Origin of the sequence: Promicromonospora sp. MEB111 (assembly GCF_030209445.1) — a bacterium.
Taxonomy (GTDB): Bacteria; Actinomycetota; Actinomycetes; order Actinomycetales; family Cellulomonadaceae; genus Promicromonospora.
This window is the reverse complement of the sequence record NZ_JARVSD010000011.1, coordinates 179,494-197,663: the sequence shown is the minus strand read 5'-3', so window position 1 is coordinate 197,663 and position 18,170 is coordinate 179,494. Positions and strand designations below refer to the sequence as shown.

At 68.9% G+C, this 18,170-nt stretch carries 5 protein-coding genes; all 5 read left to right on the top strand.

Annotated features, from left to right (window positions below; translation table 11 throughout):
* The first annotated feature begins 30 nt into the window (after nucleotides 1-30).
* Genes QRN56_RS13655 through QRN56_RS13635 form a run of 5 tightly spaced genes read left to right on the top strand, consistent with a single transcriptional unit; the run spans nucleotide 31 to nucleotide 18,121 of the window.
* Complete coding sequence (locus QRN56_RS13655) at nucleotides 31-2,874, top strand: DUF1156 domain-containing protein (protein ID WP_285104070.1); 2,844 nt, start codon at nucleotides 31-33, stop codon at nucleotides 2,872-2,874.
* A 1-nt stretch (nucleotide 2,875) separates the two neighbouring features.
* Nucleotides 2,876-6,277, top strand: a complete 3,402-nt coding sequence (locus tag QRN56_RS13650; protein WP_285104068.1) for a Swt1 family HEPN domain-containing protein — start codon at nucleotides 2,876-2,878, stop codon at nucleotides 6,275-6,277.
* Nucleotides 6,278-6,279: 2 nt separating this feature from the next.
* Nucleotides 6,280-9,609, top strand: a complete 3,330-nt coding sequence (locus QRN56_RS13645) for a hypothetical protein (protein ID WP_285104067.1) — start codon at nucleotides 6,280-6,282, stop codon at nucleotides 9,607-9,609.
* A complete protein-coding gene (locus QRN56_RS13640; protein WP_350224568.1) occupies nucleotides 9,609-14,594 on the top strand; it encodes a DEAD/DEAH box helicase in 4,986 nt (1,661 codons plus the stop codon). Before QRN56_RS13645 ends, QRN56_RS13640 begins: the two co-directional genes overlap by 1 nt.
* A complete protein-coding gene (locus tag QRN56_RS13635; RefSeq protein WP_285104065.1) occupies nucleotides 14,591-18,121 on the top strand; it encodes a helicase-related protein in 3,531 nt (1,176 codons plus the stop codon). The genes QRN56_RS13640 and QRN56_RS13635 overlap by 4 nt, the downstream gene beginning before the upstream one ends.
* The last annotated feature ends 49 nt before the right edge of the window (nucleotides 18,122-18,170 follow it).

Genomic DNA, 18,170 nt, shown 5'->3' with positions numbered 1-18,170 from the left:
GCCAGTGGCCCCGGCCATATATTGGGGCAGGTGACGACGCTCCCACCCCGCCGCAAGCTGATCGAGGTCTCGCTCCCGCTGGAGGAGATCAACGCCGAGTCGGCGAGGGAGAAGTCGATCCGATACGGGCACCCGTCGACGCTGCACCTGTGGTGGGCACGGCGGCCGCTCGCGGCGGCACGGGCGGTGCTGTTCGCCCAGCTCGTAGACGACCCGTCGTCGGACGAGTCCCTGTCGCCCGAGGAGCAGAAGGCCGAGCGCGAACGGCTGCACGGGATCATCCGGCGTCTGGTCAAGTGGGAGAACATCAACGACGAGCGGCTCTACGCCGAGGCGCGCGCAGAGATTCTGAGATCGACCGGAGGGAAGCCGCCAGCGATTCTGGACCCGTTCGCCGGAGGCGGCACGATCCCGCTGGAGGCCCAGCGCCTGGGGCTGGAGGCGCACGCCTCGGACCTCAACCCGGTCGCGGTGCTGATCAACAAGGCACTGATCGAGATCCCGCCGAAGTTCGCGGGACGCCCGCCGGTGTTCCCTGGCGCGGCGGAGTCTCGACTCGGTGACTGGCCGCGCGCGACAGGCCTTGCCGAGGACGTGCGCCGGTACGGCGCATGGATGCGCGACCGCGCCGAGGAGCGCATCGGACACCTGTACCCGAAGGCGACGCTACCGTCGGGGGAGAAGGCAACGGTCATCGCGTGGATCTGGGCCCGGACCGTCACGTGCCCCAACCCGGCGTGCGGGATCGAGATGCCGCTGGTCCGCTCGTGGTGGCTCGCGAAGAAGAAGGGCAAGGAGACCTACGTCGTCCCCGAGGTGGTCGACGACGCCTCGGTGCCAGCTGGTAGGCGGGTCGTCTTCCGGATCGGGCATGACGTCGAGCAGGCGCCCACGGCAGCGAATGGCGGAACCGTCGACGGCAGCGGTGCGGTCTGTGTGTCGTGCGATACAGCGGTCGAACTCAAGGCGATTCGTGCCGAAGGCAAGGCTGTTCGCCTTGGGGCTCAACTAATGGCCACGGTCGCGGAGGGAAAGCGGCAGCGGATTTATGTCGAGCCTACCGAGGAGCACGTGAAGGCCGCTGAGATCCTCGTTCCAGACGCAATACCTGCGGGCTCATTGCCTGCGGCCGCTCTCGGCTTCCGCGTTCAGGCCTATGGCCTCACCAGGTGGGCTGACCTGTTTACAAGTCGGCAGCTCACCGCGTTGACCACGTTCAGCGACCTGGTGTCCGAGGTGCGCGAGCAGGTCCTCAAGGACGCGGCTACCGCAGGCCTCATGAGCGGAGCTCGCCTGCCGGACGGTGGCACGGGCGTTGAAGCCTACGCCGACGCAGTCGGAACCTATCTCGGTATCGCAGCATCCAACACAACCGACGATCACTCGTCACTTGTCTCTTGGCGTTCATCGCATGGCACCGGCGCAACGCGGTCAACCTTCGCGCGGCAGGCTCTCCCAATGGTCTGGGACTACGCCGAAGCCAACCCGCTTTCTGGCACCGCTGGCGACTTCGAGAACACGATTCCAGGCATCGCCGCGACACTTGATCGCATTACGCCAGCCACTCACGGGCAGGTTCATCAGCTAGATGCGGCGGCACGCGATTTCTCCGGAGTACTTGTCGCCACAGACCCGCCCTATTACGACAACATCGGCTACTCCGACCTCAGCGACTTCTTTTACGTCTGGCTCCGCCGATCACTCCGCCAGATCCACCCCAACCTATTCGGCACGATGCTCGTCCCCAAGGTCGAGGAGCTCGTTGCTGACCCCTACCGCCACGGCGGCAAGGACCAGGCGGAGAAGTTCTTTGAGACGGGCTTCGAGCACGTGTTCGGCCGCGCCCGTCAGTCCGCAACGCCGGACTACCCGATCACTGTCTTCTACGCCTTCAAGCAGAAAGAGCTGGAGTCCGAGGGCGTAGCGAGCACCGGCTGGTCCACCTTCCTCGATGGCATGATCCGCGAAGGTTGGACCATCACCGCCACCTGGCCTGTGCGCTCCGAACGTGCCGGACGGATGCGCGACGTCGGGTCGAACGCTCTCGCTTCGTCCATCGTCCTTGCACTACGCCCTCGCCCCGAGACCGCCGCCGCCGCGGACCGCACCGGCTTCCTCGTCGCGCTCCGGGAAGAACTCGAAGAGGCTCTCCCCCGCATCCGTGAAGGCGCGATCGCCCCGGCCGATCTGCGCCAGACCGTCCTCGGGCCGGGCATGGCCGTCTACTCCCGCTACTCCCGTGTTCTGGAGGCCGACGGCACGCGCATGCCCGTCAAGACCGCCCTGGCCCTGATCAACGCCACCTTCGACGCAATCGAGACCGAACAGGACGCCGACGTCGACCCGGACACTCGCTTCTGCCTCGACTGGTACAAGTCCTACGGCTGGGCCACCCGCCCCTATGGCGATGCCGAATCCCTGGCTGTCCCCCTCGGCCTGTCCGTAGACGGAATCGCCCGAGGCGGCATCCTGACCTCTGGCGGCGGCAAGGTCGCCCTTATTAAGCCCCTCGACCTCGACCCGTCCTGGGACCCGGCCCGCGATGACCGCAACTCCGTCTGGGAGGCCACCTGCCACCTTGCGCGTGCCTACGCCACCGAAGGCCGCGAGGCCGCAGCCCGCCTCATGGCAGTCCTTACGGGCGAAGCGACCGGTGCTTCGTCGTCGGGCAGGATCAAGGTCTCCCTTGACGACGCCCAGCGCCTCGCCCTGCGACTCTACGAGCTCATGGAAACCAAAGACGCCGCCACCGCCGGCCTGTTCAACGGACTCGGCGGCGCCTGGGCCGAGGTCGCCGCCACCGCCCAGAACCTCCCGAAGCCCGCCGTCCAGGACGGCTTCGACTTCGACACCGTTGCAGAGGAGACCTTCTGACATGGTCACCCTGACGAACAACGAGAAGGTACTGCGCGGCCTCGACATCCTGCAGGAGGGGATCCTCCCGTGGGTCGAGATGCGCATGGCGATGCACGCGCCAGCCGGGACGGACTGGCTGGAGGCGTGGTCCGCGGCCGAGAACGCGAAGTTTGGCACCGCCAAAATCTTCACCAAGGACGACGTCCGCGTCCTCCTCCGCGTCGTGACCGAGCGGTGGCAGGTCTTTAAGGACGATCTGGAGCGCCCTCAGTCGGCCCTGGCGACCGAGCTCCGCGACACCGCCAACCGCGCGCACCACGGCGAGAAGTTCTCCTCGGACGACACCTACCGGGCCCTGGACACAATCGAACGCCTCCTGATCGCCATCGGCGCGGCCGACCAGGCCGATGCCGTCGCGACCCTACGCTCAGAGCACCAGCGCGAGGTGTACGAAAAGCAGGCCCGCAACCGCGCCTCAAAGGTCGCCCCGATCGCCGTCGCCGGCACGCTGGCGGGCGTCACGGTCAAGCCGTGGCGTGACGTCGTCGTCCCGCACCCCGACGTCATGAAGGGCCAGTTCTCCACCGCAGAGTTCGCGGCGGACCTCCACCAGGTCGCGACCGGGCAGTCTACGTCGCCGGAGTACGCCGACCCGCGGGAGTTTTTCGCGCGAACCTTCATCACCTCCGGCCTGCAGGACCTGCTCGAGCGGGCCCTGCGCCGCCTCTCCGGGGACGGCGGCGCCTCCCCGGTCGTCAACCTGCAGACGCAGTTCGGTGGCGGCAAGACGCACTCAATGCTCGCGCTGTTCCACCTGTTCTCCGGGATCGAGGCGCGGTCCCTGCCCGCCGGCGCCCAGGACGTCGTCGGGCACGTGCTGACAGCTGCGACCGACGAGCCGGACCCGCTGGCCGCGCTGCGTGTGCGGCGTGTGACTCTAGTCGGGACCCGCCTGTCTCCCGGTCAGGCGGCGACCAAGCCGGACGGGACGACGATCCGCACCCTGTGGGGTGAGCTCGCCTGGCAGCTCGGTGAGGCCGGCGCCCCGGGCGGCGGCCAGGCCGCCTATGCACGCGTCGCCGAGGCGGACGCCAACGGCACCCCGCCCGGCACAGTGCTCGACGAGCTGGTCCGCGAGATCGTCGACGGTGGCGAGCGGATCCTGATCCTGGTCGACGAGTGGGTAGCCTACGCCCGCCTGCTCGTCGATGCGCCTGCGCCGCTGCCGGGCGGTACCTTCGAGGGTCAGTTCACGTTCGCCCAGCACCTCACCGAGCTCGCAAAGTCCACGCCGGGCGTGATGCTCGTGGTCTCGATTCCCGACTCGGAGTCCATCGATAACGGCGGCGGTGGGTCCGCGCTGGAGGTCGGCGGGCCCAAGGGTCGTGTGGCCTTGGAGATGCTGCAGCAGGTCATCGGCCGCAACGCCGACGACTGGCGCCCCGCGACTGGCCTGGAGTCCTTCGAGATCGTCCGCAGGCGCCTCTTCCAGCAGCCCGATGCGGCGGCCCTCGCGGACATCGCGGCCGTGGCCAAGCAGTACGTGAAGTTCTACCAGGACAACCACGGGTTCTTCCCCAAGGAGGTCACCAACGGCGCCTACGAAGCCCGGATCAAGGCGGCCTACCCCATCCACCCCGAGCTATTCGACCGGCTCTACGAGGACTGGTCGGCCTTGCCGAAGTTCCAGCGCACCCGCGGCGTGCTGCGGCTGATGAGCCAGGTGATCTCGGCCCTGTGGAACGCCGGGGACACCGCGCCGCTGATCACGCCTGGCGTGGTGCCAGTCTCGTCGTCGGACGTGTACTCGGAGATCACCCACTACCTGGACGACAACTGGCGCCCCATCATCGACAAAGACGTGGACGGCCCGGGCTCCACTCCCGTGGTGATCGACGGCGAGCGGCCCGCATTCGGATCCCGGCACCTGACCCGTCGGATCGCCCGGACGGTGTTCATGGCGACTGTGCCAACACTGCGCACGCAGCACGTCGGCGTCGACATCCGCCGGCTACGGCTCGGTGCGGCCGTCCCCGGCGACGTGATGAACCACCTGGGCGACGCCCGGGAACTCCTGTCGACCCGGGCGACGTACTTCTACGAGGATGGCGACCGGTCCTGGTACGACACCGCGGCGTCGTCGACCCGTCTGGCGGCGGAGAAGGCCGCCGGATACTCGGAGGAGGACGTGTACGCGGAGATCGTCACGCGGCTCCGCCAGGAGAACAGCAAAGCCAAGGGCCAGTTCGGCACGTTGCATGCCGCACCGGAGGACGCCGGCGACGTGCCCGACGGTGACGCACTCCGGCTCGTCCTCGTCCACCCGCGGCGCACCTGGGCGAAGGACGCGTCCCAAGCCACGGAGTTCGCCGAGGAGACCCTCACGCGGGCCGGATCCGGCCAGCGGCAGCGGCGGAACCAGGTGGTCTTCCTAGCTGCCGACCGCGGCCGCTACGGCGACCTGGAGAACGCGGTGCGCGAAGGGCTGGGCTGGCGGTACGTCGTCGAGCGCGCCGAGGAGCTCGGCCTGTCCCTGCAGCAGAAGAATCAGGCGATCAAGCGCGCGGCGGACCTGGACGTCATGGTCGAGGCTCGGCTCCGGGCGGCGTACACGGCCCTGCTGACCCCGGTGGGGCAGCCGGGGGCGAAGGTCACGCTGTCGTTCGACCGGCTCACCGACGGCCCGACCTCGATGGCCGAGCGGGTCACCGCCAAGCTCAAGAGCGTGGGCAAGCTCGCCGACCTGTACGGGACCGCGCTGGTCCGGATCGCCCTGGATGGACCGCTCGCCTCGGCCTGGGCGGACGGGCACGTCGCGTTCGGGACTCTGTGGACGTGGTACACCCAGTACCCGTACCTGCAGCGGCTCCCCCGCCGCGAGGTTCTGGAGCAGGCAGTGCTGGCGGTCGGCAGCTCCCTGGTCTGGCAGGCGGAGGGCTTCGCCCTGGCCTCTGGGTACGACGACGCGAGCGGGCGGTACCTCGACCTCTGGCTCCCCGGCGACGTGCCGGAGCCTCCGTCGGTACCAGACACGTGGCTGCTCGTGCGGCCGGACCGGGCCATCACACAGCGCGCGGGCGACCGGCAGCCAGTCGCCGATCCCGAGAACGAACCCGCGGCCGACAACAGCGACGGCCGGGTCACCACCGGCCCAGGCGGCGCGCAGCTCGCACCGCGGGACCAGCCGAAGCGCCGGTTCTTCGGTTCCAAGACGCTCGACCCGGTCTCCTACGTCAAGGACTGGAACGTGCTACGCGAGGAGATCCTGGGCGCGCTGGCTGCTGCGGAAGGAACGTCGCTGCGGATCACCGTCGAGATCGAAGCGCAGAACCCCGGCGGCTTCTCGGAGAGCACCGTCCGCACTGTCAGCGAGAACGCCAACGTGCTCGGGCTTGAGCAGAAGGGCTTCGAGGAGAGGTAGCGATGTCGATGGCGGAAGGGCGTAAGACGGTCTCCTCCCGTGAGCTGCTGGACATCCGGGAGGAGAGCTGGAGCAAGCGGCTGTCGCACGTCTCGCTGGTGGCCGAAGCACTGGACAGAATCAAGCCGGAGTTCAGGCAGCAGGCCCTCGGCGTTCTAGGCAAGCTCTATCTGCGCGCTGCGCCGCGGGACCATCGCCGGATCCTCCAGCGCTGGCCGGCGGTCCATGTTCTCGCGACGACGGGGGCGGCGACCGACCACTACGCCTCGAACACCTTCTGGCCGTTCCTGGCGAAGTCTGTCGGGATGAGCAGCCCAGTCCAAGGATTCCAGCAGACCTGGGGGACCGCGTTCCTCGACAACCTGCATACCCTGGACCTGCCCGCCTTCGAGGACAGCGACGACGCCGGGACACGGTACGTCGGCCGGATCCTCATGCACTCCGGCATGCCGACGTCCTGCCTCCCCATCTACTTTGAGCTGGTCAGCAGGCGCCGAGCCGGGATCGCCGGCCTGAGCCCTGAGGCCTTCGTCTCCTGGGCCTCCGCACAGGCGGGACGAGGGGCGCTGCACAACGTCGACAAGCCTGTCGCCCGGTTCCTCCAGTATGGCGGTGAGTTCGCGGTCGATGTCACCGGTCGCGTCTTCGACTTGCTCGACGCCGTCGCCGGTGGCGGTGACGGGACGGACGTCGCCCTGCCGGAACGGTTCGCCGCGGTGGCCCAGGACCTGCAGCGCAAGGGCCGGGTGGCACGGGCGGCCCGCGGTTCGACGTCCTCGGTCGCGAGCGCAGCGGACCAGCAGCCGCGCCTGGTGCTGGACCCCTTCGGTTTCGGGGTGGTCCTGCGGCTGCCGTCGGCGTCGTCGGTGAGCGATCGGGCGACAACCTGGATCGTGGACGCGGACGGGACCAGGCAGCGGGTTAAGGCCAATATCGTCCCACCGGGCCTCGACGAGGCTCCGCCGACCGACGTCCCGCTGCCTCGCCCCGTCCGCCTGGTCTCGGCAGCTCTCACGGATCATGAGGACCTGACCGCCACGGTCGACGTGGTGGACGATGCGGATCCCCTCCTGGCATTCGACGAGAACGGTGAGCTGCGGTCGACTGCAGTGCCGCTTCCAGGTCGACCCGTTTGGTTCTTGTTTCCGGGCACGCCCGACGACCTGGTGGTAACGGGCACTCGGAACGTACGGACCGAGAGCCCGTTGCCACCCGGCTGGGCCGGCTGGTGCCTGCTCCTGGTCGATCTTGAGGGTGCGCAGTCGGTCTCCGTCGCAGACACGGGATCGCCGCGTGCCGTCCGCAACTACGCCTCGGCCCGAATCCAGATCAGCGATCCGGTGGCCGGGGTGCGCACCACGCTGGGACGGCCGGTCCATGCTCACCTGCCGTCGATCACGCTGCCGGAAGAGCTGCGCGGGGCCGAGTGGGAAGTCTCTCTGCTTGCGGCCGACCGTCTCGCCGTGGCGCGGTGGCGGAGCAGCGACGGTGGCAATCCCGACGAGATCTGGGACCGGATCGACCGGCCGCTGGTCGGCTCGTTCACCCTTCAGGTTCGCGGGCCCTGGGGGCGCGGGACGTCTCGGGCCTTCGACGTGGTCGAAGGGCTGCGAGCGACGTCCACGCCGACCTGGCGGTGGTTCGACGCCGGTGGGCTCCAGCCCGCGAAGGTCATGCTCCGAGCCGACGACGGCGTGGCACTCGCCCGCGACACCCTCGATCTGCCCTCAGTCGCCCGCGTGACCCACGTCCGGGCGGGCGCCCGGGACCGGTGGCTGACGCTCGTCGTTGGCCCGCCGCACATGACGGTCGCCTACCAGGCCGCGGGCTCAAGCATCGCGCCGTCGATCCGTCCGCTACAGCTCTCGCAGGAGGGCCTGAGAAGCGATCCAGGGACACTCGTCCTGGACGTGGGGCAAGGGGCCGAGCCGCGGCTGCACTTCCTGACTGCGGGCGGAGTCCAGCAAGTGGTGGAGCCCGGCGCGGGACGCAACGGGATGTACCAGTTCAATCTGGCGCGGTTGACGGACACGCTAGCCACCCACCCGCACGGGCGTCTTGCCCTCGATCCGGAGGGTGGGCTCGTCGTCGGGCACGTGCGACCCCAGCGGTTGTGCTCTCTCATACGCCCAATGGCCGAGGGACTAGAACTGGTCGATTCCGTCGACGTCGAGGGCTTGACGGCGATCGTCTATGCGACGACAGCACCGTGGCGGCCACCTGTGTCGCTTCCTGTGGAGGGCGGCCGGGCGGAGCTCCCGGAGGAACTGCGGAACGCGGGACCGCTCCTCGTCACGGTCCGGATCGAGGACCCGTGGGTCCCCGCCGAAGTGCCTGAGTGGCCGGGACCTGGTGACAGCAGACTCGTCGAGATCGGCGGCCACGTGACGTCCGACCAGGCAGACCTGACCGCGCTGTCGGCGTACTTGGCGGACGAAGGGCCCGAACCTGACGACGTCGCCGACCTCGAAGCCGTCTGGACCACCCGCGGACTGGCCGAACGGCTCGGGATCGGTGCCCGGGCCACGGCCGTTCGCACGGTGCTGGATCGGATCCTGCGGTCCCGCCCTCGTGAGGCCCTCCTATCGGTGACCGAGTCTCGGGCGCCGGGCGAGATGGTCCCGTCGTTCATCGTCCAGTCGGGCTTGGCGTGGGCAGATCTCGCCAATGCCCACGAAGATGAGCCACTCGTCTGGAATGTGCGCAACGCCGTGCCGGCAACGCTGCTGGCGGCGGCGGACGGCAGGTGGTCGGACGAGGAGGTCGAGGCCGCGATCGCGTTGTGTAGCTCCGAGGTGACCACACTGCTCACAGGGGCGGACCCCGCCCCTCAAGCAGGACTGCTCGACCAGTCTGCGGTGCTCTTCGACGGGTTGCCGTCCGCCGCGCGAGACGCGATGGTCCGGCAGATGGGTCTGGTGCCGAAGGGGCTGCTGAGCCTCGACTCGCGCGTAGCAGCGGGCATGGCGTTCGTGGAGCGACGCCGCGACGGGCGCTTGTCCTGGCTCGTGAAGAACGCCCACGACCTGCTGGCGGAGAGCCGCCGGTTCCTGACCCTCCTCGCGGATCCCGTCGCCTCGGCAAGCGTGTTCGCCCGAACACCCCGTGATGCCGACGGCGGCTGGCGAGTGGTGCCGGCGATCTCGCTGACCTATGCGTTCGCCGCCCGCCACGCCGCACGCGGCCACACGATGGGGGTGACCTGGCTAAGCGGTCGCCGGAAGTCGACCTGGACCGCGATCGCCGAGGTCGCCCCGGAGCTGGTCACCGTCGACCTGATCCTTGCTGAGCTGCTGGTCTCCAGCACAACCACCGACCGAACGGAGGCCTGATGGCCGAGAGCCTGGACGCGATCCGCACCTCCCGCGAGATCACCTCGACGTACCGCCGCTACCTCCAGACGCTTCTGGCAGTCCGGGACTCCGAGATCAGCGATGCGCTCGCCGAGACGATCGACCGAACCCCGATGCTGGACAAGGGGCCGTACCTGGAGGCCACGCCGCCATACGCGCCGGGCGCCACGCTGCAGTCCCTCATTGACGACGGCGTCTTGTCGCGCGGGTTCGCCGAGCTGGGCAGCACTGCCCTGCCCCTGGACCGTCCGCTCTATGTCCACCAGGAGCGGTCGATCCGGAAGGCCGCCGAGGGACGCAACGTGGTCGTCGCGACCGGCACAGGTTCGGGCAAGACGGAGTCCTTCCTCCTGCCGATCCTGGACAGTCTGGTCCGTGAGCGGGAGGCCGGCACGCTGGGGCCCGGCGTTCGGGCTCTCCTGCTCTACCCGATGAACGCGCTGGCCAACGACCAGATGAAACGCCTGCGCCAGTTGCTCGCCGGCTACCCGGATATCACGTTCGGCCGGTACACCGGCGACACGGAGACTGATCCCGCCCGTGCTCGCGAGGCCTTCGGAAACCTCAACATCGGCGAGCCGATCCTGGACAACGAGCTGCTCAGCCGGACCGAGATGCGGGCGACGCCACCGAACCTGCTCCTGACCAACTACGCGATGCTGGAATATCTGCTCCTGCGGCCGCTCGACCTGGAGCTGTTCGGCAGCGGCAAGGACAGCCCGTGGCGCTTCATCGTCGTGGACGAGGCCCACGTCTACGACGGCAGCCAGGGCGCTGAGGTGGCCATGCTGCTGCGCCGGGTGCGGGACCGGGTGGCCCCGGACCGGCCGATCCAGTGTCTTGCGACGTCGGCCACCGTCGGCGCCGACACCAACCCGTCGGCGGTGACCAAGTTCGCGACCAACCTGTTCGGGGAACCCTTCGAATGGCAGGTGAGCGACCCCGCCCGGCAGGACCTGATCGGCGCGCAGCGCGTTGCGATGCCCCCAGGCCCGTTCTGGGGCCCCCTGGACGCGAAGGACTACGTCAGGCTGGCCGAGGACTGGGACCGTGAGCAAGCTGTGCTCGACGCGGCCCGGTCCGCCGGCTGGCAGGGCACGGGTTCGGCTGTCGACGCGATCCTGCACGAAAAGACGCTCGCGACCCTCCGCACCCGCCTAGCCGACGGCCCGGAGACCTTCGGACGCGTCCAGCGGGCGCTCTTCGGCAACGACCCCGACGGCGAGCGCGGGCTCGCCTCGCTCGTCGAGCTCGCGAGCGCCCTGCACCGCCCAGACGGGACGACGGCGCTCTCGGCGAGGTACCACCTGTTCCTGCGCGCGACCGAGGGGGCGTTCACGTGTCTCTCGCCGTCGGGCCCGCACGTCCAGCTCGCCCGGCACACGGAGTGCGCGGACTGCGACGCGCCGGTATTCGAGATCGGGTCCTGCCGCCGTTGCGGTTCCGTGCACGTTCTGGGCAGCCCCGAGGTCCACGAGGGCCTGTTCCACCTCCGGCCGCGGAAGGCGATGACGCGCGGCACCTGGTATGTCCTCGGGGATCAGGAGTCGGTCGACGACGAGGACGAGGACGCGACTGTTGACCTCGTCCCCACCGACGGGAACGAGACGGACGCCCCGGCTCAGGGCTCAGACGCGCCCGTAACCGCAGTCGGCGAGGACGAGAGGCTCTGCACGACTTGTGGCGCGATCAACGCGGGTGCAGCGCGGACTTGTGCCGGGTGCGGGTCGGGTTCGCTGCGGACGATCCGCAAGCTCAAGCAGCGCGGGGACGAGATCTCGGGGTGCCTCGTGTGTGGTGCCCGCGGCCCCGGGACGGTCCGGGTGTTCGAGACGGGCTCCGACGCGAGCGGCGCGGTCATCGCGACCTCGCTCTACCAGAACCTTCCGCCGGCGACGGACCAGGCCGCGGGCGGCTTTCTGCCGGGCGAGGGCCGCAAGCTCCTGGCTTTCAGCGACTCGCGGCAGGCCGCCGCGTACTTCGCGCCGTACCTGCAGGACTCCTATGGAAAGGTCCAGCGCCGCCGCCTGATCACCCAGGGCCTGGCCAAGGCCCACGCCGACGACGAGGCCGTCTCGGTGGAGGATCTCGTGTTCAGCACGCGCGCCGCTGCGAAGAAGGTGCAGTTCTTCAAGGGCGGGCTGACGGCGCAGGGCGAGTCGCGGATCGTCGCGCCGTGGGTCATGGCGGAGGCCGTGGCCACGGACGACCGTCAGTCTCTCGAAGGCCTGGGACTGGTCGGGATCGTTTTGGAGCGGCCTTCGGGTCCGGCACCGCGTCCGCTGACCGCCCTGGGGCTGTCCGACGACGAAGCCTGGGACCTCCTCCAGGAGCTCGTCCGCACCCTGCGCCAGCAGGGCGCGGTGGAGATGCCGGGGTCCGTCCCGTCGAACGACGAGATCTTCGCTCCGCGTCTGGGCCCGATCCGAGTCCGCGGGAAGGGCTCGGAGCCGATGCGCAAGGTGCTCTCCTGGCTGCCGACCAAGGGCACCAACCGGCGCGTCGACTACGTAACCAAGGTCCTCGCGGAGCTCGGCTCGGACGCCGACCCGCACGAGTTCCTCGCAAATATCTGGCGGATGCTGACCGCACCGACCCCACCGGTCAAGTGGCTCCGCGCAAGTACCGAGAAGTCCCTGGGCGTCGTCCACCAGATCGACCACGAGCTGCTGCGGTTCTCCCTGATTACGGAGAAGGCCCCCGTGTACCGCTGCTCGGTGTGCCGCCGGACCTCCCCCGTGTCGGTCCGTGACGTCTGTCCGGCGCTGCGGTGCGAAGGAACCCTCGAGCCCTTCTCGCCTCCACCCGTCGACGAGGACCGAGACCACTACCGCACCGTGTACCGCACCCTCAACGCCGTCTCGCTGACGGCGATCGAGCACACCGCTCAGTGGGCCAACACCCGGGCGGCCGAGATCCAGCACCAGTTCGTAAAAGGCGAGGTCAACGCTCTGTCCTGCTCGACGACGTTCGAGCTCGGCGTCGACGTCGGTGAGCTGCAGGCTGTGATGATGCGGAACATGCCTCCGATGACCGCGAACTATCTGCAGCGGGCTGGGCGGGCCGGGCGGCGGTCCGGTGCGGCCGCGCTCGTCGTGACCTTCGCACAGCGCCGGTCCCACGACCTAACGAGGTTTGCCGATCCCGAGGTGATGATCAGCGGGCACGTCCGCGCGCCGTACATCCCGCTCGTCAACGAGCGCATCGATCGACGTCATGCCCAGTCCATCGCGATGGCTGCCTTCTTCCGATGGGTCTTCGAGAGCACGGGGCGGATCTACCGGAAGGCCGGCGAGTTCTTCCTGCCGGACGACGAGGGGAACGATCCTCCTGTTACCTTGATCAAGGGCTTCCTCAGTCCGGTGCCGCCCGGCGTAGCGGAGTCGCTCGCCCGCGTGATCCCGGCGGAGATTGCCGCCGAGGTGGGCCTTGACGACCAAAGCTGGGCGGGGCGTCTCGTCGACCTTCTGGAGAAGGTTCGCCTGGAGCTGACTGGCGAGATCGACGTGCTTGAGCAGCTCAGCACCGAAGCCTCCGAGCAAAAGAAGTACGGTCTGGCCGAGCGATACCAGAAGGTCAGCAACACCCTGCGCAGCCGCGACCTGCTCGGCTACCTCGCAAACCGCAACGTCCTCCCGAAGTACGGCTTCCCCGTGGACTCCGTCGAACTCCGGACCGACTTCGGATATGGCAAGGACGGCGGCGCAGACCTCGACCTCACGCGGGACCTCTCCTCGGCCATTCACGAATACGCCCCCGACGCCGAGCTCGTGGCCGGAGGCCGGCTGTGGGTGTCGCGTGGCATCTACAGGCTGCCTGGGCGCGAACTCCAGGAGTTCAAGTACCAGGTCTGCGGACATTGCGGCGCGTTCTGGCAGGGCCTGGAGGCGCTCGACAGCACGTGCTCCGTCTGCAAGCACGTGAACCAGGCGAGCCCGCGGACCCTGACGATCCCCGAGTTCGGCTTCATCGCCGGCTCTGAGCCGAAGCGCCCCGGGGCTCGCCCTCCGCAGCGCTCATGGAGTGGTGCGGTGCACGTCCTGGCGAAGTCCCCCGAGGCTCACACCCGGGAGCTGCGGCTGGCCGGCGGCGGGATCGAGGCCGAGGCCGGCCCACGAGGACGACTCGTCTCCGTCGCGGACGGTCCCGCGGGGATGGGATTCTGGATCTGCGAGTGGTGCGGGTTCGGGACGTCACGGGCCAAGCATCCGAAGGTTCCGCCAGCCAAGCACAAGCACACCTTGCGCAACGTCGACTGCACGGGGCCGATGCGACTGCTCGACCTTGCCCATCACTACGAGACGGATCTCGTCTCCCTCCGGTTCTCTGTCGGCGGCGGCCGGAGGACGCAGGGCGCCTGGAAGTCGGTCCTGTACGCGATCGTCGAGGCCGCCAGCGACACGCTGGAAATCGCCCGTGACGACCTCGGTGGTTCCCTCGTCCCGGAGGGACTCGAGGACTGGTCCATCTCCCTGTTCGACCGGGTCCCCGGCGGCGCCGGGCACGTGCTGAACGTCGAGGCGAACCTGGAACGCGTGCTCGACGCCGCCCTGCGACGGGTCAGCTCGTGCGAGTGCGGAGCCGAGACGTCCTGCTACGGCTGCCTCAGGTCGTTCAGCAACCAGCGCGATCACGACGAGCTCTCTCGCGGCGACGCGGCCGACATCCTGCGCAGCCTCCTGGGCGCCGAAGGCTCGGCTGTCCCGTCTGGCTGGGAGCAGGCCTTCTCCCTCTCGACCGGTGCGGAGCGCGCCGTCCTCCAGATCCTCGCCGACCACGGCGCGCCTGTGCCGGACCTCGGATTCGAGTCCGAAGGTGGCGTCCCGATCGGAATCTCCTGGGCCGACCGGCAGATCGCCTTGGAGGTGGAGGATCTTAGCGACGCGGATCGGCGCGACCTCGCCGCCGAGGGCTGGGTAGTCCTGCCTGTGGGCACCGAGCTTTGGGAGCGGCTCGCAGGATGACCGCGGACGACGACTCCCGTGTCACAGCGGCGCTCGGGACTAAGCTGGAGAAGCTCGTTCCCGGGCTTCGCGTGCGAGGCGTTGCCGGAGACGTCGTCACTGTTGTCGCCGCACGATGGATCGGCACGAGCGCTGTCGAGCTGACCTACCGCGACGTGTCGGGCGGTCTGGGCGAGGCCCTTCTGCGACGGTCCGACGAGGCACGGCTCCGTGTGGAGGGCTCGACCCGCCGAGCCTTCGATGCCGACCCCGCCGAGTGGCGCCTCGCCGCAGAAGCGCTGCGGATCCGGTATGCCGCGCTCTACGACCCGATGCTCGCTGTCTCGACCTCGGACCTGGACCCGCTGCCTCATCAGCTGCGCGCGGTGTACGAGGACCTGCTGCCCCGCACGCCCCTGCGATTCCTGCTGGCCGACGATCCCGGTGCCGGCAAGACGATCATGGCCGGCCTGTACATCAAGGAGCTCCTCCTTCGCGGTGACCTGGAACGCTGTCTCGTCGTCGCTCCAGGGTCACTGGTCGAGCAGTGGCAGGACGAGCTCGCGGACAAGTTCGGGCTGACGTTCGACATCCTCACCAAGAGTGCGATCGACGCCGCCCGCGATCCGGCTGAGGTCTTTGCCAGATCGCCGCTCCTCATCGCGCGGATGGACCAGCTTTCCCGGCATGAGGGCCTGCTCGAAGCGCTGAAGGCAACCGACTGGGACCTGGTCGTCGTCGACGAGGCCCACCGCATGTCGGCCCACTGGGCAGGCCAGGAGCTCAAACGGACCAGGCGTTACCAGCTCGGGTTGCTGCTGGGACGGATCGCCAGGCATCTGCTGCTCATGACCGCGACACCGCACTCCGGGCACGCCGACGACTTCCAGCTCTTCCTCGCCCTGCTCGACGCCGACAGGTTCGAGGGCCGGCCCCGAGGCGGATCCTCGGCGAGGCCGAACGACCTCATGCTGCGCCGGGTCAAGGAACAGCTGCTCACCCTGGATGGCAGGCCGCTGTTCCCCGAGCGGTGGGCCTACACGGTGCCCTATGCCTTGTCGCCCGGCGAGGCCGAGCTGTACGAGCGGGTCACCGAGTACGTGCGAACCGAGATGGGCCGGGCCGAGCGGCTCGCAGCCGATGCAGGACGTCGCAACACCGTCGGCTTCGCCCTCACCGTCCTGCAGCGCCGTCTGGCCTCAAGCCCGGAGGCGATCCTCCGAAGCTTGGAACGTCGCCACGATCGGCTCAGCTCGCGCGTCCGCGAGATCGAGGCGGGCGGAACCCCAGACACAGTCGGGCACCACGAGACGCGGCTGGAGGCCTGGGAAGGAGACGACCTCGACGAGCGACTCGACGACCTCGACGCCGGCGAGGTCGAAGGCGTTGAGGATGAGGTGCTTGATGCTGCTACGGCCGCGCGGACGGTCGCTGAGCTCCGAGCCGAGATCGCGGCGCTCGACGACCTCGTCGTCCTGGCGCGGCGGGTCAGACTCGCGGGCGCCGACCGGAAGTGGACGGAGCTGCGGTCCATCCTCATCGACCAGGGCGTGGCGGCCGGTGCCGACGGTGCGCCCCGCAAGCTGATCGTCTTTACCGAGCACAAGGACACGCTGAGGTACCTGGTCGACCAGATCGGGACGCTGCTCGGCGACTCCGGCGCCGTCGTCTCAATCCACGGCGGACTGGCCCGCGAGGCGCGCCGGGGAGTGACAGAGCGGTTCACGCAGGACCGCGAGGTCAGGGTCCTAGTTGCCACCGACGCTGCCGGCGAAGGGCTCAACCTGCAGCGGGCCCACCTGATGGTCAACTACGACCTGCCCTGGAACCCGAACCGGATCGAGCAGCGGTTCGGACGCATCCACCGGATCGGGCAGACCGAGACCTGTCACCTCTGGAACCTCGTGGCCGAGGACACCCGAGAAGGCCAGGTCTTCACCAGCTTGCTGGCCAAGGTGGAGCAGCAACGGAGGGACTACGGCGGGCAGGTCTTCGACGTGCTCGGCGAGGCCTTCGAGAACCAGCCGTTACGCGGTCTCCTGCTCGAGGCGATCCGATACGGCGACCGACCCAACGTCCGGTCCCGGCTCGAGGAGGTCATCGACGCGACCGTCGGCGAAGGACTGGACCGGCTGCTCGCGGAACGAGCTCTGACCTCGGACGCTCTCACAGCCACCGACTCAGAGGAGATCGCACGCCGGCTGGAGCTCGCCCGGGCGCGACGGCTGCAGCCCCACTACGTGCGGGCCTTCTTCCACGCGGCGTTCTCCCGGCTCGGCGGGCGCATCGTGGCGCGAGAGACGGGGAGGTACGAGATCACCCGGGTGCCGCTCCGGCTCCGCGAGCGCCGTCGGCGCGGTGCTGCTCCCTCTGTGCTCGAACGGTACGAGCGAGTCGTGTTCGAACGCGCCGAGATCCGGAAGCCTGGGCTTCCTGTCGCAGAGCTTCTCGCGCCAGGGCATCCCCTGCTCGACGCCGTCGTCGACCTGACGATCGAGGATCTCGGGTCCGCTCTCGAGCGCGGCACCATCCTCTACGACGCGGAGGCCGAGGAGCTCGACCCATGGCTGCTCGTCGCGTCGACCGAGGCGATCCACGACGGCCATGGACGCGTGGTCTCCCGGCGGTTCGCGTACACCGAGCTGGATCCGTCAGGTGAGGCACGGGCAGGCGGCCCTGCACCGTACCTCGACTACGGGCCGGTACCAGTCGATCTGTCCGACGCCGCCGATCAGGTCTCGGGTCAGGGCTGGCTCGCGGACGGCGCCGAAGCTCTGGCTCTCGCCTGGGCGACCGAGCACACGCTGCCAGCACATTCCGATGACGTCGGACGCGCGGTCGGCGCGACGGTCGGTAGAACCCGAGCAGCGGTCCGGACACGTCTGATCGCGGAGGTCAACCACTGGGACGCCGAGCACGCCAGGCTGACGGATCAGGTCGCAGCCGGGAAGAAGGTGCGGACGAGGCCGGAGACGGCCTTCCTGCGAGCCCGCGAGCTGGAGGTCCGCCTTCTTCGACGAATGGCCTCGCTCGATCTGGAGGAGCAGCTAACAGTGCAGCCTCCGCTGGTGCGTGGGGCGGCGATCGTGGTCCCGGCCGGCATGCTCCGGCCGGGTGCGCCGGTCGACATGGAAGTCGACGTTCCGCTGCATGCGCGCGACACCGCCCGTGTGGACCGCAGAGCCGTGGAAGCCGTGCTGGCGGCCGAGAGGGTGCTCGGTGCCGAGCCCGTCGAGATGCCGCACAACAACCCTGGCTTCGACGTCAGGTCGGTCAGAGCGGACGGGTCCGTGGTGCAGATCGAGGTCAAGGGGCGGATCCTCGGCGCGGTCGACTTCACCGTCACGAAGAACGAGGTCATCTACGCCAAGAACCTCGGTGACGGTCACCGTCTGGCCCTGGTGGAGGTCTCGTTCGGTCCCGCAAGCGAGGACCGCCTGCGATACGTCCTGCGCGCCTTCGACGACACCGACACTGATGACTTCACGACGACGAAGTACGTCAAAGATTGGGTGAAGCTCTGGAATCTCGGAGGTGAGCCGCAGTGAGCACTTGGCCGGTGCCGCTCCGGGTAAGCGTGATTTCAGCGACGCCGGT

Excerpts from the sequence above, each read along its gene's own strand:
- QRN56_RS13650 (WP_285104068.1), top strand. The coding sequence starts at position 2,876 with ATGGTCACCCTGACGAACAACGAGAAGGTACTGCGCGGCCTCGACATC.
- QRN56_RS13645 (WP_285104067.1), top strand. The coding sequence starts at position 6,280 with ATGTCGATGGCGGAAGGGCGTAAGACGGTCTCCTCCCGTGAGCTGCTG.
- QRN56_RS13640 (WP_350224568.1), top strand. The coding sequence starts at position 9,609 with ATGGCCGAGAGCCTGGACGCGATCCGCACCTCCCGCGAGATCACCTCG.
- QRN56_RS13635 (WP_285104065.1), top strand. The coding sequence starts at position 14,591 with ATGACCGCGGACGACGACTCCCGTGTCACAGCGGCGCTCGGGACTAAG.